The sequence below is a fragment of the Gillisia sp. JM1 genome (genome assembly GCF_000424645.1).
In the GTDB taxonomy this organism is placed as follows: domain Bacteria; phylum Bacteroidota; class Bacteroidia; order Flavobacteriales; family Flavobacteriaceae; genus Gillisia.
This window is the reverse complement of sequence record NZ_KE384219.1, coordinates 221,127-241,963: the sequence shown is the minus strand read 5'-3', so window position 1 is coordinate 241,963 and position 20,837 is coordinate 221,127. Positions and strand designations below refer to the sequence as shown.

Genomic DNA, 20,837 nt, shown 5'->3' with positions numbered 1-20,837 from the left:
TTGAAAGCTTACTTTATAAGATATGTTCCGCCAAGATCTTCTGGACTTCATAAATATCCACACTCTTATTGAATCTTTTTGAAATGGAAGGGTTTTGTTCTCCAGAGATCCAGATCTTTAATTCGGCATCCAGATCGAAACTTCCAGCGGTTTCAACACTAAATCTAGAAATGCTTCGATAGCTTACCGAGAAATACTCCATTTTTCTACCTGTCAAGCCTTGTACATCTATTAAGATCAATCTTTTATCTGTAAATATAAAAGTGTCTCTTATCAATTTGAATCCAGCTTCAATAGTTTCCGAAGGAATTAATAATTTCCCATAATCCTTTTCCAGAACAGCTGTTTCTATGCTGCCTGCATTTCCTAATAAAGATGAAAATATTCCCATGTTGTATTTGGTTAATTGTTAAATTAAAAAGAGGCTGCTTTTAAAACTCAATTCAGCACAATCTGAAAGTTAATCAGATGACCTAAAGTATGAACTTTAAAAGCAACCTCAATAAATTATTTTGGAAAAGGGTTTAGCTCTCCTTAAGCGACTTCATATCTATCACAAATCGATATTTCACATCAGATTTCTGAACTCTTTCATAAGCTTCATTGATGTTTTGGATATCTATCATCTCCACATCCGAAACTATATTGTGTTTCCCACAAAAATCTAACATTTCCTGTGTTTCCTTGATTCCACCAATAAGAGAACCAGCAATACTTTTTCTACTGGCAATTAAACCACCTCCATGAATTGGATCTAAAGGTTCTACTGCTCCAACCAGTACCATTGTCGCATCTCTTTTAAGTAATGCGATATAAGGATTGGTATCATGCCCAACAGGTACAGTATTCAGTAAGAAATCGAAAGAATTAGCATGTTTCTTCATTTCGCCCTCATCTTTGGAGATCAAAACTTCATCTGCTCCTAATTTGGTAGCATCCTTACTTTTTTCTGGGGAAGTAGTGATCATTACAACATGAGCACCCATTGCATGAGCAAATTTAATTCCCATATGTCCTAATCCGCCAAGACCAATTACACCAACTTTGTCTCCTTTTTTCACATTCCAATGATTAAGAGGAGAAAAGGTTGTAATACCTGCGCATAGTAGGGGAGCTACCGCTTCGAGATCTAGATTTTCAGGAACGTTAAGTACGAATTTTTTATCTACTACTACTTTCTCTGAATATCCTCCAAAAGTATGTCCTCCTAAATGTTTGTCTTTACTGTTATAAGTGAAAGTCGCACCATTTTCACAATACTGTTCCAGATCTTCCTTACAAGAATCGCAAGTTTGGCAAGAATCTACCATACATCCAACTCCAACTAGATCTCCTTCTTTAAAATTCGGAACGTTATCACCAACTTTGGTTACACGGCCAACAATTTCGTGTCCTGGTACTACGGGATATTGAGAGTTTTTCCAATCGTTTTTCACAGTATGAATATCACTGTGACAAACTCCACAGTAAAGAATATCTATTTCTACATCTTCCTTAGTGATATCTCTTCTTTCTAACTTGAATGGTTCCAGTTCTGCAGTTTTAGATGATGCAGCATATGCTTTAACTTCGCTCATAATTTTCTTTTTCATATTATTTTGACGATACCAAGATACGGATTATCGATTGTGGAAGTGTGGAATGCATGGACTTTAAACTAAGTTTAACTCTATATATTAACACAGGTTATTATTTCTGAAAAATAGTTTCAGAATTTATGATATTAGCTTTTGTTGAAAAGAGTTTAGATAAATTCTTTTTACATTAGAGCAAAATTTTGAATACTTAAATAGCAAAGCTTATGATTGATAAAAAACTTGGAATTAACACTCGTTGCACTCATGCAGGAGAATTAAATGATACTCAGTTTAAAGGGGCTATTTCCCCATTATATATGTCTACTTCCTATGCTTTTGAAGATGTAGAGGTGAAACGATATCCAAGATATTTTAATACACCTAATCAGGTTGCATTAGCTGAGAAAATGGCTGCTTTAGAAAACGGAGAAGCTGCCTTGATCTTTGGGAGCGGAATGGCTGCAGTAAGTACGGCTATGTTGGCATTTTTACGAAGTGGAGATCATGTGGTGCTGCAAAACACCCTTTATGGCGGAACTAGAAACCTGATAGTTGAGGAGTTTGAAAAATTCGGAATATCCTATTCATTCACAAAAGACTTAAAGCCTAAAAGTTTTGAAGCTGAGATCAAAAAGAATACTAAGATTATCTATATAGAGACGCCTTCCAATCCGTTACTTACAATTACAGATCTTAAAGCAATATCAAAAATTGCTAAGGAGCACGGCCTTGTAAGTATGATAGATAATACGTTTGCTTCTCCGGTGAATCAGAATCCTATAGATTTCGGGATAGATGTTGTTATCCATTCTGCTACTAAATACATGGGTGGTCATAGTGATATACTGGCTGGTACTGTTATTTCTACGGAAGAACATATTGATACCATTTTTCAGTTAGCTAAGAATTTTGGAGGTAATTTAAGCGATTATACCGTTTGGCTTTTGGAAAGAAGTATTAAAACAATGGGCTTACGAGTTAAAGCTCAGAATAAGAATGCTAAAAAACTGGCTAAGTACCTGGAAAAGCATGAAGATGTGGAACGAGTATACTATCCAGGATTAAAATCGCATCCAGATCATGAGCTAGCGAAATCTCAAATGCGAGGTTTTGGAGGAATGCTTTCTTTCGAATTGAAAGAGGGTATAAATGCTTCTTTATTTCAGAAGCAATTAAAGATGATAAAGCCTTCAATGAGTCTTGCAGGAGTTGAGTCTACCATTCTTTTACCAACATTAACTTCTCACGCATTGTTAAGCGCCGAAGAAAGAGAGGCAGAGGGAATCAAAGATAACCTGATGCGTTTTTCTGTTGGGATTGAAGAAAAAGAAGATCTTATTGCAGATTTAGAGCAGGCTTTGGAGGCTGTTAAAGAATTAAAGTCTTAAAAAATAATAGAGAGAATATTACTTATATGAAATTAGATATTTTGGCCATTGGCTCACATCCCGATGATATTGAGTTGAGTTGTGCAGGAACAATCGCTAAGGAGGTAGATAAAGGTAAAAAAGTCGGAGTTCTAGATCTTACTCGTGGAGAACTGGGTACTCGCGGAACTGCTGAAACCCGAGACCAAGAAGCTGCAGATGCGGCCAAGATACTTGGCTTAAAAATAAGAGAAAATTTAGGATTCAAAGATGGCTTCTTTATCAATAATGAAGAACATCAGTTAGAGGTTATAAGAATTATTAGGAAATATAAGCCAGAGATTGTGTTTTGCAACGCGATAGATGACAGGCATATAGATCATGGGAAAGGCTCTAAATTAGTGAGCGATGCCTGCTTTTTGAGCGGACTTTTAAAAATTGAAACAAAAGATAATGGGGTAGTGCAGGAGCCTTGGAGGCCAAAGCATGTATATCATTATATTCAATGGAAAAATATCACTCCGGATATTGCAGTTGATATTACCGGATATATGGATATAAAGTTGAATTCTGTGAAGGCTTATAAGACACAGTTTTTTGATAAAGATAGTAGTGAACCCGCAACACCTATCTCTAGCGATAACTTTTTTGATAGTATTACCTATCGCGCAAGAGACTTGGGAAGACTTATTGGAACTGAACATGCAGAAGGTTTTACCGTAGAACGTTATCCTGCAGTGGATTCTATTTTTGACCTAATTTAATTTCATTTTTTTCTTTGCAGAATTACAGAAAAAATATACATTTGCATCCGCGAATAAATGGTGGTTGTAGCTCAGCTGGTTAGAGCATCGGTTTGTGGTACCGAGGGTCGCCGGTTCGAACCCGGTCTTCCACCCTTTTTTAAACTCCTTAGGAAACTAAGGAGTTTTTTTTGTTTTAGGTTTTTGGCTGGGTTAAAATTTTTATAAAATTGTCATTCCGAATAAAGTGAGGAATCTCTGGAAAAGGGGTCAAACCATATTATTGGGGAGCTCAAAAATTATGCATATAATTTAGTTAGTCTATAGAGGAAGAATTTCACATCCCTGACACCTCTAAATGAAGCTCTGAATTCTTTTATTTTTGCGTTAAAGGATTCCGCTAAAGCGTTGGTGCTTCTGTTGTTAAAATAGTTTAGGATGGTCTCGTAGTGCAGTTGTACGGATCTTGCAATGGTATTGAAAGACTTAAATTCGGAATTTTCGACTTTATTGTACCAGTGCGCCAATTTCAGCCTAGCTATATCTTTGTTCGTGTTGTTTCTAAAAACATGGCTTAGCCCTTGAGAGAAGTTGTATGCTTTTTCAATAGTTGGGTATAGATCAAATAATATTTCGGCCCTTTCTATTTGTCTTGCTGTCCATTTGGTTTTTGATTTGAACAATAGGTATCGGCCTCTAGCGAGCAGCTGCCTGTGCGTGTCCCCATTACCGAGAAGCTCTGGTTTATATGTTTTTTGATTTTTCCTGGCTTCTTCAATAGCTTTGTTTTCTTCTTCTATAATTTCCCACCTTAATCGGATACGTTCTTCTTGCACTGCTTCTGAGGCTAATTTTTGAACATGAAACCTATCTGTAACTATTTCGGTTTTAGGGAAACATTTTTTAGCGATCAAATTCATGCTCCCGGCCATATCCACAGTGACTTCCTTTACCATATTGCGCCTTTCTACTGGGATTCCCTTTAGTACCTCAATGACATCATCTGCTTTGGTTCCTTTAACAATGGCCACTATGCTGCCTTTCTTTCCCTTGGCTACTTTGTTTGTTAGAATAGTGTAAAGCTCACCGTTGGATAAAGAGGTTTCATCTAAACTCAAATATTTGCCCAAGTTCTTTCCATAGAGCAGCCAATCCTGTGAATGCTCTTTTTGCGTCCAATCTTTGAAGTCGCTAAGATGATTTTTGTAGTGGTACTGCAGTGTTTTACCATTGGTCTTATAATAGTCACCAAAGCGTTTAGCACTTACAGCGTGGGTATCAAGCGATACCTTTTAAAAAAGAGGCAAACTCGTTAGTTATCCGAGTGCCTTTAGCTATTAAGTTCCAATCTCTTTTTACTATCTCTCCTGTATTGACCAGGGTCCAGCGCCTCCGTTTTATATGGAGCAATACGGATTTACCCCTTAGCGGAAAATCTTCAACCGTTATTTCTGGTAAGAAGCCTTTGGATTGTGCTATTTCAGATTGATGTTCTTTGGGTAGAATGTTCTTCTCTTCTAAATAGAAATGAACCTTGTCTGTTGATGATTTATGACTGATGATCTCGAAGTATTCCAATATGCCTTCTGGCAATAAATAGCGGGCTAATTCTTTATCCAAGTTCTAAGTGTTTTGCTTGCAAAGATACATTTCTCCCCAAGTTTTTTCCTTGATCCTGGAAAAGACTGATTTGGTTTCATTGAGATTCCTCCTTCGTCGGAATGACAGCAAAAAGTGTCATTCTAATCGAATAATAGCGCAGTGAAGACTCCCTTTTATTTCATTTTTATTCGTCATCCTGAGCCTGTCAAAGGATCTTCTTATTGAAAGAAATAAACCAAATCCCTACTGTCGTTGGAATTACAGCAAAAAGTGCCATTCTAATCGAATAACAGCGAAGTGAAGAGTCTTTTACTATTGCAACGAGTCGCGGAATTTTTAGACTAGAGAAATCTAATCAAGATAAATTAAGGAACCAAAAAGGTCTGTTTCCAAATCCCTTCCTCTATCTTGTATCTAGCCCGGAGATGATTGGAATCTTCTTTGAGCTTTAAAAACTCCATTTTCACAGGTTTAAATTCCAAGAGTCCAAAATTCAAATTTTTGGTGCGTTCCACAGAGAATGGATTCTTAATTGGTTTCCCGGGAGCTAATAAGGTATTGTAGTTGTTCACCGCCTTCCCATCTATTTTATCTTTATGTTCTTCCCAGGCCTCATCGTCGGTATGTACTAAAATATTTCCCTTAAATACTAATTGAAGTTGAATTTTGGGATCATAAAACAGTCCATTGGCCTTTGAATTATGTTCGATCTGTTTGATCTTTTTAGATCTTAGATCGGTATAAAACAGCAAACTTTTATTTTCGGTAACACCTCTTAAAATAACAGTGCGTTGTCGCACGGATGCATTTTTTCCAATGGTTGCCAGAGTACAAAAATTAAAGGGGTGCTCTTTCCCAGATGCAGCATCATTTAGAGACTTCCATGCCTCTTGAAACAAGTCGTTTAACATAAGCTTAATTCAATTTTAGAAATGAAAAATTATCTTTGCCTTTTAAACAAAAAGGATGATTAAAGATACGATATATTACGTTTACGATCCACTTTGTAGTTGGTGTTATGGTTTCTCTCCGGTAATAAAAAAGTTAAAATCCACTTATAAAGACCAATTCGATTTCCAAGTGATTTCAGGCGGGATGCAATCGGGTGAGCGCAAACAACCTGTAAGTGCCATAAGAGATTATTTGAAGGGTGCTTATAAGAATGTAACAGAGCGAACAGGGGTAGAGTTTGGCGATAAATTCATGAAGGTTTTAGAAGATGGAGAGAGAATCCTAGATTCCATTCCACCTTCGATAGCTTTATCCATAGTTAAAGATCTAAGGCCAAAAGAAGCACTTAATTTTGCTGCCACCATACAAGAAGCTATTTATTTTGATGGGTTCAATTGGAACATAGTTGAGGCATATTTCCCGTATTTAGAAAGATATGGCATTGACCAAGAAGAGTTCAGAAGAAAATTTGAAGACCCTATTTATAAAGAAAAAGCTTTAGAAGATTTTAAACTAGCTACCAATTTCGGAGTTACAGGATTTCCTTCAGTAATTCTTAAAAAGGAAGATAAATATTATTTAATTGCGCAAGGCTTTGTTCCTTTTGAACAACTGGATGCTACTATTAAGCAAGTGCAAACATCCCAAGATTAACTCAATCAATTTCATATTCCAAACGCATAGTAATAGAGGCGGTTTTCTTTTTATCCTGCGTGTTATAGGCGCCACTCCAGCTATAATCTTCGCCACTATTCTGGCCTGTGATCTGAAAAACACCCATGCTAGCATTATTTAGCTCTCCCAGATTTCCGCCGCTGTTTTCTGCAATTTTCTCTGCTCTCACTCTGGCGTCTTCTGTAGCTTTGGATATCATTTCAATTTTAAGGTCGGCTATTTTTGTATAGTAATATCTTGGAGGAGTGGAATTGAATTGTACTCCTTTATTCAGTAGTTCAGTAATCTCTCTGGAAACAGATTCTATCAATTCTACATTTGTAGATTCAATTTTAACCGATTGGATCAATTCATAAGCTTTAAAAGTGCTGCCAACATAATTCCCGTTTTGATATTGATTATCTCGCTGCTCATTGGTTTGTACAGAATTAAAAACAATATTTTCTGAAGGAATTCCTTTTTCAACCAAATAGTTTCTTACGGTTTCTTTATCTGAGTTCAAATTCTCGTAGGCTTGTTTTAATACTGGAAAGACACTAACAAATTGGCCCTCCCAGACGATAAGATCTGAGGTGAAATTCTCGCTTCCAGATCCGGTTACAGAGATCACCCCAACCGGCTGTGCTCTTTTTATATAAGCATTTCCAAGAAGGAATGAAGCCAAAACAATAGCAATAGAGAAAATAATAGCAACTAGGTATTTCATAAAAGGAGATTTTATATGCAATTAAAGATATAAAATAATAGATCTGCTAGGACATTATTAGTTCAAATTCTTACTTTTGCGCATGCAGCAAAACGTACTTATTTTAGACTTTGGTTCCCAGTATACGCAACTAATTGCAAGACGAGTTAGAGAGCTCAATATCTACTGCGAAATCCACCCATACAACAACCCTCCAAAAGACATTTCTGGCTTTAAAGCAACTATCCTTTCTGGAAGCCCTTTCTCTGTGAGAGCAGAAGATGCGCCGCATCCGGATCTTTCTGAAATCAGAGGAAAAATGCCTTTATTGGCTGTTTGTTATGGAGCTCAATATCTCGCTCATTTTCACGGGGGAAAAGTAGAGCCCTCAGAAACTAGGGAATATGGTAGAGCAAATCTTTCTATTATAAAAGATGCGGAAGCATTGTTTGAGGATATCACAGAAAATTCTCAGGTGTGGATGAGTCATAGTGATACCATTAAGGAATTGCCAACCAATGCTGTGCGTTTAGCAAGTACTGCAGATGTTCTTAATGCTGCTTATAGGATTGATGGCGAAGAAACATTTGCTATTCAATTCCACCCTGAAGTATATCACACTTCAGATGGGAAACAACTTCTGGAAAACTTCCTTGTTAAGATCGCTGGGGTAGAACAAACTTGGACTTCTGAAGCATTTGTTGATATGACGGTTTCAGAATTGAAAGAAAAGATTGGGGACGATAAAGTGGTTCTTGGTTTAAGTGGAGGAGTAGATTCTTCTGTAGCTGCTGTACTTTTACATCAGGCCATCGGTAAGAACCTATATTGCATATTTGTAAATAATGGTTTACTAAGAAAAAACGAATTCGATAGTGTTCTGGACCAGTATAAAGATATGGGCTTGAATGTGAAAGGCGTAGATGCTTCGGCACGTTTCTTGGATGCCTTGGCTGGAATAAGTGATCCTGAAGAAAAAAGGAAAAAGATTGGAAATGCCTTTATTGAAGTATTTGATGATGAAGCACACCAGATCCAGGATGTGAAATTTTTGGCACAGGGAACTATCTATCCAGATGTAATAGAATCTATTTCTGCTACAGGAGGACCTTCGGCAACTATCAAATCACATCATAATGTAGGTGGTTTACCAGACTTCATGAAACTTAAAATAGTGGAGCCTTTACGAGCCTTATTTAAAGACGAAGTAAGAAGGGTAGGAGCAGAACTAGGAATTGCAAAGGAATTATTAGGAAGACATCCTTTTCCAGGACCTGGATTGGCAATACGTATCTTAGGAGACGTTACCGCAGAAAAAGTAAGGATCCTTCAGGAAGTTGATGCCATTTTTATCAATGGTCTTAAAGAATGGATGTTGTACGATAAGGTTTGGCAAGCGGGAGCGATTTTATTACCCGTAAATTCCGTTGGAGTAATGGGTGATGAGAGAACTTATGAAAAAGTAGTAGCTTTAAGAGCGGTAGAATCTACCGATGGGATGACGGCAGATTGGGTAAATCTACCATACGAATTCTTACAAAAAATATCCAATACCATAATAAATAAAGTAAAAGGCGTTAATAGAGTAGTGTACGATATTAGTTCTAAACCGCCTGCAACTATAGAGTGGGAATAATTATTGGATACCAATTTAATATCAGTAAAAAATATAACAGATGAGGTTTGTAATTATTATATGCTTGTTCTTTCAAGTTCTTACTACTAGCGCCTTTGGTCAGGCATATCAATACCATACGGTTGCCGCTGGGGAAACAGTATATAGTATTTCTAACAAATATGATATAAGCCAAGAAACACTACTTAAACTAAATCCCGAAGCCAAGGAAGGTTTGCAGGTTAATGCAAAGTTGGTAATTCCAATGTCTTCGGAGCAAAGTGAGGCTTCTGTTAAAAAAGTAGTGAGTTTTAATTCACATAAAGTTCAGAAAAAGGAAACCTTATATAGTCTGTCTAAGCAATATGGGGTTAGTGTAGATGATATTAAAAAGTATAATAAACAGCTATATTCAAAAGAACTTCAGAATGGAGAAATTATTCAGATCCCTGTTTTTGTTATAGATGAAAGTGCTCCTGATAAAGTTATAATTGCAGAAAAAAAAGAAAGACCTGCTCCAGGTAAAGTGATAATAGAAGAAAGAAATCCTGAAGTATTTAATTCCAAACCTTCCTCTCAGATTGGAAAAACGAGAGAGCATATTATTATTCCTAAAGAGACAAAATATGGAATCGCCCGTAAATATGGGATGACGGTAAAGGAATTGGAAGCTCTTAACCCAAGGGTTGGAGTATTACAACCAGGAATAATGCTAAAAGTTGGAACTAATGTTCTGGACCAACCGGTGATAATTACCGATGATGCTTTTGAATTTTACGAAGTGCAGCCACAGGAAACCCTGTATAGTTTAACCAGAAGATTTCAGGTTGCTGAAGATTCTTTGGTAGCATTGAATCCTGCTTTAAAAGATGGATTAAAATGGGGTATGATATTGAAAGTGCCAACCAAAGACTCTAAAGGAAATAAACTGGAAGAAGTAGATGGTTTAGGAGAAGAACTAATGCCGACTTCAGAATTATCGAAAATGGATCTTTCAAAGAACCTAAAGAACTTCGAGACCAAAAATCTGGTTTTGATGCTTCCTTATAATCTCAGCAAAATTAATAAGGATTCTATTTCTAATGCCAAAGAGTTAATTCAGAAGGATCGTGTTTTGCGTATCTCTTTAGACTTTTATAGCGGTGCTTTAATGGCAATTGAACGAGCTAAAGAATTGGGGATCTCTACAAACCTTCGTGTTTATGACACTCAGAATAATTCTGGAAAAGTTTCACAAACAATAGCAGCTAATGATTTCAGAAATGTAGATGCTGTTATAGGTCCGCTATTGCAAGCGACTTCTGAGGAAGCGGCGTCTAGCTTAATGAATCTAAAAGTACCTGTGATCTCACCGATGACCAATAGAGAGTTAAAAGCGCTCCCAAATTTGTACCAATCCCGTCCAAGTGATGATATGTTGAGAGAAGGGATGATTGCGTATCTTCAAAGCAATTCTCAAGGAAAAAATGTAATTATAATAGCAGATGCAGCTTCTTCAGCAATAAAAAGTAAGTTGGTAAGTGCCTTGCCTTTAGCAAGAATCGTAAATCCACAAGCTAATAATATTACCGAATCTACTATAGCTTCTGTACTTGATAAATCTCGTGAGAATTGGGTGATCTTGGAATCTGAAAGTATTGGTTTGCTTGGAAGTGCAACTTCAGCATTAAATAGAATGGCTAGAAATAACAGGATCACCTTATTTACAACCTACAAAAACAGCACTTTTGAAAGTGATGCAGTCGTCAATGAACATTTAGGGGAATTGCGTTTCCATTTTCCTTCAGAATATAAGGAGTTTGACGAATCTGTGACAGATAGTTTTATTGAAGCCTACGAGACCAAATATGGCTATATTCCTAATAAATACACAGTACGTGGTTACGATCTTACCTTAGATGTTTTGTTAAGACTAGCTGCAATGGGAACCATAGAAGAGTCAGTAAAAGCAAATATTATCACAGAATACGTAGAAAATAAATTCCTTTATAAGCCTAAAACCAATGGTGGTTTTTATAATGATGCTATTTATATTATGCAGCTTAATAAAGATCTTACCCTTAGTGTTGCAAAATAAATAACCATGACCTCAAAAGTAATTTATAAAGGAGATCTCCGCACAGAATGTGAGCATATCCAGAGTAGTAATAAATTTATTACGGATGCTCCTTTAGACAACAACGGAAAGGGAGAAGCATTTTCTCCAACAGACACAGTAGCTACTGCATTGGCCTCTTGTATGCTTACTATTATGGGAATTAAAGCCAATGAACACAATCTAGATATAAAAGGGACCTTTGCTGAGGTTACAAAACACATGGAAGCTAATCCTCGAAGAATCTCTAAGATCGATGTTCTTGTAACTGTAAAAGGCGAACTAACCGATAGGGATAAAACTGTATTAGAAAACTCTGCTAAAACATGCCCGGTGATCCAGAGTATTCATCCGGATATTATCAAGAATATTATTTTTAAATATTAAAAAGTGAAGACTCTTTTCTTCCTATTAGTTCTATCTATTTCCAAACTTGCATTTGCACAATCTGAAGACTTAAAAATTTATTGGAGTGAAGAAACTCATTTAACATGGGAGGATTTTCAAGGAGTTCCGCTAGAGAAAACACTTTTTCAAGCGAATACGAATACAGGACTTTCTTACTCTTGGGGTTTAAAAGGAACTTCACATAGAATGGAATTGGACTATAAAGTAGAAACTTTTTTTTATCCTGAACAAAGTTGGGTACAGCCAGCTTCAAAAAGCGAATATTTGCTAAAGCATGAACAGCTACATTTTGATATTTCTGAGTTGCACGCCAGAAAATTGAGAAAGTTATTGGCAAATGTGGACGGTTCTAAATTAAATAAAGATTCCCGAGACTATCTAAACAAATTACATGAGAACATAGATAAAGAGCGAAGCGCTATGCAAAAAGTTTTTGATAAAGAATCCAATCACAGCTTAAACACAGAAGCCGAACTTAAATGGCAGAAATTTGTTGAGGACGAATTAACTAAACTTGAAGAATTTAGTTAACTAAGAACTTTTGGACAAGCCCAGGAGGTATGTCCCGAGGGTTCGGGAGGAAAATAATTTTAAAAATTTGAGGCATTCCGATAGGATCGCAACAAGAAATTAAACCCTCAATGAGGGCTTAAAAATTAGCCACTTCTAACTTAGCTATATCAAATTCAGCAATAATTTCCTGAATAATTTCTCTTGCTGGTTTTATATCATGAATTAGTCCTGAGATTTGGCCTATCTCTAATTCGCCATCTTCCATGTCCCCTTCAAACATCCCTTTTTTGGCACGAGCACGCCCTAGTAAGGTCATTAGTTCCTCTTTTGTTGGAGCAGTCTGATACAGGTCTTGTATTTCATTAAAGAACTTATTTTTAATCATGCGCACAGGAGCTAACTCTTTCAGAGTTAATTGGGTATCTCCTTCTTTTGCTTCAACTACTTTATTTTTAAAATTTTGATGTGAAGATGCTTCGTTACTAGCAACGAATCTCGAGCCAATTTGTACTGCATCTGCACCCAATACCATCGCTGCAAGCATGCCTCTGCCTGTAGCAATTCCTCCGGCGGCGATAAGTGGTATTTCAAGCTGCTCCTTTACCATTGGGATTAAGGTGAACGTAGTAGTTTCATCTCTTCCATTATGTCCTCCGGCTTCAAAACCTTCAGCAACAACAGCATCTACTCCTGCTTCTTGAGATTTCAACGCAAATTTTACGCTACTCACCACGTGAACCACTTTTATACCGTGGCTCTGTAAATGTTTGGTCCAAGTTTTAGGGTTTCCGGCTGAGGTAAAAACAATTTGAACACCTTCTTCAATAATGATCTCAATAACCTTATCTATATCTGGATAGAGCATAGGAACATTTACCGCAAATGGGAAATCGGTTGCTTTTTTGCATTTCTGAATATGTTCTCTTAGAATTTCCGGATACATAGAGCCTGCTCCAATTATTCCCAATCCACCATTATTGCTTACTGCGCTTGCAAGTTTCCACCCGCTTGCCCAAATCATTCCTGCTTGAATTAATGGGTATTTAATATTGAAAAGTTCGGTAATTCTATTCTGCATATTTTATGATTCAGGTTTATTCAAATTTTAGGAACATCTAGACCAAGTTTAACTTAATTTAAAGGCCACGAATTCACGAATACAATAATTTTACTCTCGTGAATTTGTGGAAGTCTTTTTGTGATTCCGCTTTTATTACCGTTGATATACAATTAAGTTATCTCTATATGATAGACCCTGAAACAAGTTCAGGGTGACGATACTGGTTTTAACTTCCGTCATGCTGTCCCGAAGCATCGGGAGTTTCAGCATCTTACATACGTCAATTTCCTCCGCTAGATAATTTTTTTATCACGGGTCTTAGCATGACCAAGCCCGCGTTGATATTAATTGCGGATATCCCATATTTCTCAATTAATTTCAATCTTCAAATAAAATAAAATAAAATAAAATTTAAGAAATCACTCCAGACCCCACCAATTCATCTTCTAAATACCAAGCAACAAATTGTCCCTCTGTAATTGCCGATTGCGCTTTTTCGAACAGCACATATAGTCCGTTCTCGGTTTGATGCAAGGTAGCTTCCTGTAATTCTTGTCTATATCTAATTCGGGCCTGAACTTTAAGTTCAGAATCTGGCGCAATTGCTAGATCTTTACGAACCCAGTGTACTTCTTCATTTTTAACAAACAACGCTTTTCTAAATAAGCCCGGATGTCCTTTTCCTTGACCTGTATAGATAATATTCTCATCTACATCTGTATCTATTACAAATAAAGGTTCCGGCGTTCCACCCACTGCCAAACCTTTTCGTTGTCCTTTAGTGAAATAGTGAGCTCCTTGGTGTTTTCCAACTACTTTTCCATCTGCTAGTTGATACTGAAACTTCTTAGAAAGAAGCTCCAATTTCTCTGCTTTAGAGTTGAAATGAACTGGTAGATCTTGATATTGTTCTCTATGAGAATCTATTTCTACAATTACTCCCTCTTTTGCTTTCAGTTTTTGCTGAAGAAATTCTGGTAATCTAACCTTCCCAATAAAACAAAGACCTTGGGAGTCTTTTTTATCGGCAGTGATAAGATCTTGTTCAGCAGCAATTTTTCGCACCTCTGGTTTTAGAAGCTCTCCAATTGGGAAAAGCGTTTTAGAAAGCTGTTCTTGAGTAAGCTGACATAGGAAATAAGACTGATCTTTATTGTCATCCTTACCTGCTAAAAGTTGGTAGACAGTTTCCCCATCTTTCTCTATAATACCTTTTCTACAATAATGTCCTGTGGCAACATAATCTGCTCCCAAAGAAAGAGCGATCTTCATAAAGACATCAAATTTTATTTCTCGATTGCAAAGTACATCTGGATTAGGAGTACGACCTAACTCATATTCACGAAACATATAATCTACAATACGCTCCTTGTATTCCTCACTTAAATCTACTGTTTGGAATGGAATCCCTAATTTTTCAGCAACCATCATAGCATCATTGCTATCATCCAACCATGGGCATTCATCAGAAATAGTTACGGTATCATCGTGCCAGTTCTTCATGAACAAGCCTATAACTTCATATCCCTGTTGTTGCAATAAATATGCGGTCACACTAGAATCTACTCCTCCAGATAGACCAACCACTACTTTTTTCATATTTTAACTTCCTTCACTCCAACAAATCGGAGGTTTGATAATTCTTATAATTGTCGGATTTCCGTCTGCAAAATTACGAAATTATAAGTGGTTTTCTAAATAGTAAATGATTCGTCATCCTGTTCCATTAGCTATCGGAATTATTTCAGGATCTCAACGGATTGGGGTCTAAAAGCTTAGAAGCTGAAACAAGTTAACATTACCGTATTTTTCGTTGCCCGAAATAAGAGACCCTGAAACAAGTTCAGGGTGACGATACTGGTTTTATCTTCCGTCATGCTCAGCATCTTTCATACATCAATTTCCGCCGCTAGATAAATTATTTTATCATGGGTCTGAGCTTGACGAAAACGTGATTTTTTTGATGCCCTTGTTCTTAATTTAAGCTAACTAAAAAAGGGTAGTAAAAACTACCCTTCTCTCTTGATTTTATATTTTCAAAATGTTATCTTTTTTCGAATATAATATTGGTGTTTTGTCCAGCAAGAATATCAGGAAAAAAGGTAAAACTCGAACTGCTGTCAAATTCTACTCTTCCAGATTGAGAACCAATTCCTTCGAAAGGGATGTTGAATTTATATCTAGAATTTCCTTCATTACTCCAAGCAGAAGTATCTGAATCTTCTAATGTACATTCACCTCCGTTTTCAGTATAAAATGCAGAGTCTGCATTACTATCTACTTTAAAATCTATAAATGATTGTTTGTTGCATTCGCTTACAGACAAATTTAGTGAGCCACTGTTATTAATTTCCGTAACAAACCATTTTCCTAGGATTTGGTCGTCACCTGTATTTCCTGCGTCATCATCGCTAGTACAAGAGGTTAATAATGCAAAGCTAAAAAATAGTAAAAAGATCTTTTTCATATCAATAGGTTTTAATTTGGATTGTAAAGATAGGATTTCAAATATAACTTTGAAAATAGGTTTTTATTATAAATTATAATGAAAGCAACTTTCAGGACTAAATAATTAAATAAAAAAAGGTTCGATTATTTATCGAACCTTTTAATTGATATTAAATATTTTTATTTCTTATTTTTCTGTTGTTCTGCTTGCTCCATAATGTCTTGCATCTTCTTAGCAAACTTTCCTTGCTTCTTAGGTTTCTTTTTATTCTCCTGGATCTTAGCATGGATCTTTTCTTCATCTATAATTGCATACTTAATAACAAGCATGATCCCAATGGTAATAAGGTTTGAAGTAAAGTAATACAACGAAAGTCCACTCGCATAGTTATTAAAGAAGAACAACATCATTATAGGAGATAAGTACATGATAAATTTCATGTTAGGCATTCCCGGTTGCTGATTGTTCTGCATTGTTTGACCAGTTGTCATCATCATGTAAATGAAGATGGCAATTGATGCCAAAATCGGGAATAAACTCACGTGATCTCCATAGAATGGAATAGTAAATGGCAATTCTGCTATAGTATCGTAACTAGAAAGGTCATCTGCCCAAAGGAATCCTTTTTGCCTCAGCTGGAAGGCACTAGGGAAGAACTGAAATAAGGCATAAAAGACTGGGATCTGCATTAATGCTGGCAAACATCCACTCATAGGGCTGGCTCCTGCCTTGCTATAAAGCTTCATAGTTTCCTGCTGCTTTTTCATTGCATTGTCTTTATACTTATCGTTAAGCTCATTAATTTCAGGTTTTAAAACCTTCATTTTAGCTTGAGATAAATAAGACTTGTAAGTTACTGGTGAGAGTACAATTCTTACTACAATAGTCATTACAATAATTGCAATCCCATAACTAGGTAAGAACCCTGATAAGAACGCGAAAAACGGAATAAATACATATTTGTTAATCCAACCAAAAATCCCCCAACCTAGTGGTACAACTTCATCTAGGTTTCTATCGTAATCGTTTAAAATTTTATAATCTGTTGGTCCGTAGTACCAATTCATATTATAATTAAGTTCTCCGCCTTTTAACTCTAATGGCAACGTAGTTGCAAATTCCTTGGTGTAAACGGTATCTATTTCTTCATCATCAACAAGATTTTTAGAAATGAATTTACCTGTAGCAAAAGGAGTATCGGTTAATAAAATTGAAGAAAAGAAGTGTTGTTTATAAGCAACCCAGGATATATCATCTGCTTCATCATCCTTCAATTCTCCTTGTCCAAGATAGTCATCATCCCCATCTTCATATTCCCACGCTAATTCGGTATATCTGTTTTCATAGGAAATACTCTTAGAATGTCGATATCCTTTTAGTTGCCAGTCTAGATTCACAGCATTAGAACTACTTATAACATCTCTTAAACCTTGAGAACGAATGCTGAAATCCAACATATATTCTCCCGGTTTCATCACATATACATATTCTAGATATTCAGATTCTGAAACCTTTAGTTTCATAGAAAGCACCTGATTGTTTCCACTTTCTGATAAAGTAGGTTCAAAATACATATCTTTTGTATTGATCACGCGACCGTCAGAAGTGGTAAAATTTAAGTTTAAAGATGCATTTCCATCCTTTATAAGATAAACAGGAATAGAATCGTAGGTTTTAAACTGAGTCATCCTTGCTTCAGAGATATAACCACCTTTATTATCGATGTTTAAATCTAAAACATCGTTAGCTAACTTAGTAGTTTCATTTGATGCTGAAGCTAATGTTGCAGAATAACCAAAAGTTCCTAATGATTCCTGCACTCTAGCTCTTGCTGTAGAATCCATCTCCTGGATAGCAACATCTTTTTGTGAAGTATTAGTTTCTTGAGGAACAGTCTCAACCTGTTCTATAGTATCTTGTTTATCTTCAGCTTCGTTATTCTCAAAGGAATTGTTGTACAACATCCATATTAAAAGTCCACCAATAAGGAAAAATCCTATTAAGGATTGTACGTCAAATTTTTTTTCTTCCATGTTAAAATATAAAGTAAACTAAGTGTTCTCTATCACTTAGAGTTATTGTTAGTCAAAAAAATGACCGTTTATTGATTTTGTGTCAATTTGACACTCTTTTTTAGTTTTGAGTAGGTTACGGCAGCTTTAACAAAACCGACAAATAGAGGATGTGGGTTAGCAACTGTACTTTTATATTCTGGGTGATATTGTACTCCCACATACCAAGGATGGCCTTCTAACTCCACGATCTCCACTAAACCGGTTTCAGGATTAATACCTGTGCTTTTTAATCCAGCGTTTTCTAACTCGTTTTTATACTTGTTGTTGTATTCGTATCTATGTCTATGTCTTTCTGAAATCTCATCAGATTTATAGATGTCTTTAACAAGCGAACCTTCAGAAAGCTTACAAGTCCAAGCGCCCAATCTCATAGTTCCTCCTTTATGAGTAACTTTTTTCTGAGCTTCCATAATATCTATAACAGGATGCTTGGTTTCGTTATCCATTTCCGTAGAATTGGCATTTTTTAGCTGAAGCACATTTCTAGCGAATTCTATTACTGCCATTTGCATTCCTAAACAAATTCCTAAGAAAGGAATATTGTTTTCACGCGCATAGCGAACTGCATCTATTTTACCTTCAACCCCTCGCTCTCCAAAACCAGGAGCTACCAAAATCCCATCTAAATGAGCGATCTTATTCTTGATGGTATTCTCATTGATGAATTCTGAATGAATACTCTCTACCGTTACCTTTACTTCATTTGCAGCACCAGCATGAATAAAAGATTCTAAAATAGATTTATAGGAATCCTGAAGTTCTACATATTTCCCAATAAGTCCGATTCTAACTTCGTACTTAGGGTTTTTATGGCGTTGTAAAAACTGATTCCAAAGTTCCAAATTAGGAATGGTATCATCTGGTAACATCAATTTTTTGAGTACAACAGTATCTAAACCTTCCTCTAACATAAGATTAGGAACGTCATAAATTGTTGAAGCATCTATAGATTGAATAACAGCCTCTTGGCGAACATTGCAAAAGATGGCAAGCTTTCTTCTAATATCGTCAGAAAGTTCATGCTCTGTTCTACACACCAAGATATCTGCCTTGATCCCACTTTCCATCAAAGTTTTTACACTGTGTTGGGTTGGTTTGGTTTTAAGTTCTCCAGCAGCCGCTAGGTAGGGCACAAGAGTAAGATGAATTACCAAGGCATTAACATCTCCCAACTCCCATTTAAGTTGTCTAACAGCTTCAATATAAGGTAAGGATTCTATGTCACCAACCGTTCCACCTATCTCTGTGATTACGATATCATATTCACCGCTTTTACCAAGGATTTGGATACGTTCTTTGATCTCGTTGGTAATATGTGGTACAACCTGTACTGTTTTTCCTAAAAATTCTCCTCGGCGCTCTTTTTCAATAACGCTTTGATAAATTCTACCGGTAGTAACGTTGTTGGCCTGTGATGTTTTTACATTTAAAAAACGCTCATAGTGACCTAGATCCAAATCTGTTTCTGCTCCATCTTCAGTCACATAGCATTCGCCATGTTCGTAAGGATTAAGAGTTCCAGGATCTACATTTATGTAAGGATCTAATTTCTGAATTGTGGTTTTAAAGCCACGAGCTTGTAATAATTTTGCCAAAGATGCAGCGATAATTCCCTTTCCTAAAGAAGATGAAACCCCGCCAGTGACAAAAATATACTTGGTTTCGGCCATTTTGTAAGTATTTGTTGTGTTGCTTAATTCAGGGCGCTAAATTACAAAGAAGAATAGAAAAAAGCTCGCAATTTTAAGCCTAATATTTTAGGTGAGAAATCAATACAATAATTGGTTGGGATGCTTAATTATTAGGGTATCTAAGGCGGATATTTCGAAGTATGCTTTCCATCCCGTTTACTTTAAGTTCAGTGACCTGTTGAAGCTGATCTCCTAATTTTCCTTCTGGAAATCCTTTTTGCCTGTACCAGATAAGATAATATTCAGGTATTTCAGATAAAAATAATCCTTTGTATTTACCAAAATACATCTTAGCGTAAGCTAAATCTATTAGCGCTTTTTTATCTGGCTTTAATTCCATGCTGCTAAAATAAGAACTAAAAATTTTAGAGAACTCGTTTTTATTTTTTATTGAAAACTTATTTTAACGCCGAGTATAACAGATACAAAAAAGAATAAAATTTTAATCCCTCATTGAGGGTTTAATTCCCCAAAGCCTGCCCGAAAAGAATTTCATTCAGGCGGGCTTGCCTCGAATTTTTAAAAGTATTTTCCTCCCGAACCATCGGGAAATACCTTGTGGGCCCGCCCGTACCGTTCGGGCGGGCTTGCCCCGAGGTTCTTGATTTAAACATATTGGGATTAAGATTTAGCAGTTGTATTATTAAGGAAAAGTTAAAGGATTTTTTTATAACTAAGCAATTGCATAGTTTTGCATAGGAATAAAAAACAATGGCAAGAACTAAACAATATAAAGAAGAAGATGTTATCCAAAAGGCGATGAACCTTTTTTGGCGTAATGGCTTTGAAGCAACTTCGGTACGTATGTTGGAAAAGGAAATGGGCATCAACCAATTTTCTATTTATTCAAGTTTTGGAAATAAACATGGGGTTTTTGTTGAAAGTATTAAGGCCTATAAAAGTGAGTTAAATAGTATTAGAAATATTTTAAAAAATTCTAATAATGGGCTTGTTGGAATTAAGCAATTCTTCTATGACTTTTTAGAATTCACAAAAGAAAATGAAGAGGGTAAAGGCTGTCTTGTGTGTAATACTGTAAGTGAACTTGGGAATAAAGCTGAACCAGATCTTATGGTGGAATTAATGAAATTTACAGAGGAGCTAAAATCTTTATTTATAAATAATTTAAAACAAGATAAAAATAGATCACAAGAAATAGTAGAGAAGGAAGCCAATTATTTAACAACATCTATGTTAGGTCTTTCTTTAGGTTCCAGGATCCAAAATGAAACTGAACTTGAAGATTACATTGAAATGATATTTAATCCCTCATTGAGGGTTTAATTCCCCGAGGTTCTTGATTAAAATGTAATATTTTTTTACTATTAATC

20 protein-coding genes and 1 tRNA gene are annotated in these 20,837 nt (G+C 36.0%); 9 read left to right on the top strand and 12 right to left on the bottom strand.

Annotated features, from left to right (window positions below; genetic code table 11):
- Positions 1–13: 13 nt before the first annotated feature.
- Positions 14–391 carry a PH domain-containing protein gene (locus H033_RS0115425; protein WP_026839111.1) on the bottom strand — a complete coding sequence of 126 codons (378 nt, stop codon included), beginning with the start codon at positions 389–391 and terminating at the stop codon, positions 14–16.
- A gap of 133 nt (positions 392–524) precedes the next feature.
- Positions 525–1,577, bottom strand: coding sequence for an NAD(P)-dependent alcohol dehydrogenase (locus H033_RS0115420; RefSeq protein WP_026839110.1), 1,053 nt, complete (start codon positions 1,575–1,577; stop codon positions 525–527).
- 224 nt (positions 1,578–1,801) lie between these two features.
- Here H033_RS0115420 and H033_RS0115415 point away from each other — a divergent pair, with 224 nt between their 5' ends.
- From H033_RS0115415 to H033_RS0115405, 3 genes are all read left to right on the top strand, one after another.
- On the top strand, positions 1,802–2,965 hold the full coding sequence (locus tag H033_RS0115415; protein WP_026839109.1) for a trans-sulfuration enzyme family protein: 1,164 nt from the start codon (positions 1,802–1,804) through the stop codon (positions 2,963–2,965).
- Between the two features lie 26 nt (positions 2,966–2,991).
- Complete coding sequence (gene bshB1 / locus H033_RS0115410; RefSeq protein ID WP_026839108.1) at positions 2,992–3,708, top strand: bacillithiol biosynthesis deacetylase BshB1; 717 nt, start codon at positions 2,992–2,994, stop codon at positions 3,706–3,708.
- A 59-nt stretch (positions 3,709–3,767) separates the two neighbouring features.
- Positions 3,768–3,843: transfer RNA gene (locus H033_RS0115405), tRNA-His, on the top strand.
- Between the two features lie 143 nt (positions 3,844–3,986).
- On the opposite strand, the gene H033_RS0115400 is transcribed toward H033_RS0115405, so the two are convergent.
- From H033_RS0115400 to H033_RS0115385, 3 genes are all read right to left on the bottom strand, one after another.
- Entirely contained in the window at positions 3,987–4,907 is a 921-nt protein-coding gene (locus tag H033_RS0115400) for a transposase (protein ID WP_026839107.1), read from the bottom strand.
- Positions 4,908–4,965: 58 nt separating this feature from the next.
- The gene (locus H033_RS0115395) at positions 4,966–5,307 is read right to left on the bottom strand and encodes a hypothetical protein (RefSeq protein WP_026837010.1); all 342 of its coding nucleotides are present in this window, start codon (positions 5,305–5,307) and stop codon (positions 4,966–4,968) included.
- A gap of 347 nt (positions 5,308–5,654) precedes the next feature.
- A complete protein-coding gene (locus H033_RS0115385; protein ID WP_026839106.1) occupies positions 5,655–6,200 on the bottom strand; it encodes a pyridoxamine 5'-phosphate oxidase family protein in 546 nt (181 codons plus the stop codon).
- A gap of 55 nt (positions 6,201–6,255) precedes the next feature.
- On the opposite strand from H033_RS0115385, the gene H033_RS0115380 reads away from it, so the two are divergent.
- Positions 6,256–6,894: a DsbA family protein gene (locus H033_RS0115380; protein ID WP_026839105.1), complete on the top strand. Its 639-nt coding sequence runs from the start codon at positions 6,256–6,258 to the stop codon at positions 6,892–6,894.
- Between the two features lies 1 nt (position 6,895).
- Here H033_RS0115380 and H033_RS0115375 read toward each other — a convergent pair whose 3' ends face one another.
- Positions 6,896–7,621 (bottom strand): SIMPL domain-containing protein, encoded by a 726-nt coding sequence (locus H033_RS0115375; RefSeq protein ID WP_026839104.1) that lies wholly within the window; start codon positions 7,619–7,621, stop codon positions 6,896–6,898.
- An 82-nt stretch (positions 7,622–7,703) separates the two neighbouring features.
- On the opposite strand from H033_RS0115375, the gene guaA reads away from it, so the two are divergent.
- The 4 genes from guaA to H033_RS0115355 are packed head-to-tail and all read left to right on the top strand — an operon-like array spanning position 7,704 to position 12,249.
- The gene (gene guaA / locus H033_RS0115370) at positions 7,704–9,236 is read left to right on the top strand and encodes a glutamine-hydrolyzing GMP synthase (RefSeq protein WP_026839103.1); all 1,533 of its coding nucleotides are present in this window, start codon (positions 7,704–7,706) and stop codon (positions 9,234–9,236) included.
- Between the two features lie 40 nt (positions 9,237–9,276).
- Positions 9,277–11,292: a LysM peptidoglycan-binding domain-containing protein gene (locus H033_RS0115365; RefSeq protein ID WP_026839102.1), complete on the top strand. Its 2,016-nt coding sequence runs from the start codon at positions 9,277–9,279 to the stop codon at positions 11,290–11,292.
- A gap of 6 nt (positions 11,293–11,298) precedes the next feature.
- A complete protein-coding gene (locus H033_RS0115360) occupies positions 11,299–11,697 on the top strand; it encodes an OsmC family protein (protein WP_026839101.1) in 399 nt (132 codons plus the stop codon).
- 3 nt (positions 11,698–11,700) lie between these two features.
- Entirely contained in the window at positions 11,701–12,249 is a 549-nt protein-coding gene (locus H033_RS0115355; RefSeq protein WP_026839100.1) for a DUF922 domain-containing protein, read from the top strand.
- 118 nt (positions 12,250–12,367) lie between these two features.
- Here the strand turns inward: H033_RS0115355 and H033_RS0115350 are convergent, their stop codons facing one another.
- The 6 genes from H033_RS0115350 to H033_RS0115325 form a co-directional block, all read right to left on the bottom strand.
- Positions 12,368–13,309, bottom strand: coding sequence for an NAD(P)H-dependent flavin oxidoreductase (locus tag H033_RS0115350; protein ID WP_026839099.1), 942 nt, complete (start codon positions 13,307–13,309; stop codon positions 12,368–12,370).
- Between the two features lie 393 nt (positions 13,310–13,702).
- Positions 13,703–14,890, bottom strand: a complete 1,188-nt coding sequence (mnmA, locus tag H033_RS0115345; RefSeq protein ID WP_026839098.1) for a tRNA 2-thiouridine(34) synthase MnmA — start codon at positions 14,888–14,890, stop codon at positions 13,703–13,705.
- 445 nt (positions 14,891–15,335) lie between these two features.
- The gene (locus tag H033_RS0115340; RefSeq protein WP_026839097.1) at positions 15,336–15,758 is read right to left on the bottom strand and encodes a lipocalin family protein; all 423 of its coding nucleotides are present in this window, start codon (positions 15,756–15,758) and stop codon (positions 15,336–15,338) included.
- 161 nt (positions 15,759–15,919) lie between these two features.
- Positions 15,920–17,773 carry a membrane protein insertase YidC gene (gene yidC, locus H033_RS0115335; RefSeq protein WP_026839096.1) on the bottom strand — a complete coding sequence of 618 codons (1,854 nt, stop codon included), beginning with the start codon at positions 17,771–17,773 and terminating at the stop codon, positions 15,920–15,922.
- 68 nt (positions 17,774–17,841) lie between these two features.
- Positions 17,842–19,485 carry a CTP synthase gene (locus H033_RS0115330; protein WP_026839095.1) on the bottom strand — a complete coding sequence of 548 codons (1,644 nt, stop codon included), beginning with the start codon at positions 19,483–19,485 and terminating at the stop codon, positions 17,842–17,844.
- A gap of 124 nt (positions 19,486–19,609) precedes the next feature.
- Positions 19,610–19,846 carry a DUF3820 family protein gene (locus H033_RS0115325; protein ID WP_026839094.1) on the bottom strand — a complete coding sequence of 79 codons (237 nt, stop codon included), beginning with the start codon at positions 19,844–19,846 and terminating at the stop codon, positions 19,610–19,612.
- A 371-nt stretch (positions 19,847–20,217) separates the two neighbouring features.
- Between H033_RS0115325 and H033_RS0115320 the strand changes: the two genes are divergently transcribed.
- The gene (locus H033_RS0115320; protein WP_026839093.1) at positions 20,218–20,790 is read left to right on the top strand and encodes a TetR/AcrR family transcriptional regulator; all 573 of its coding nucleotides are present in this window, start codon (positions 20,218–20,220) and stop codon (positions 20,788–20,790) included.
- Positions 20,791–20,837 lie beyond the last annotated feature (47 nt).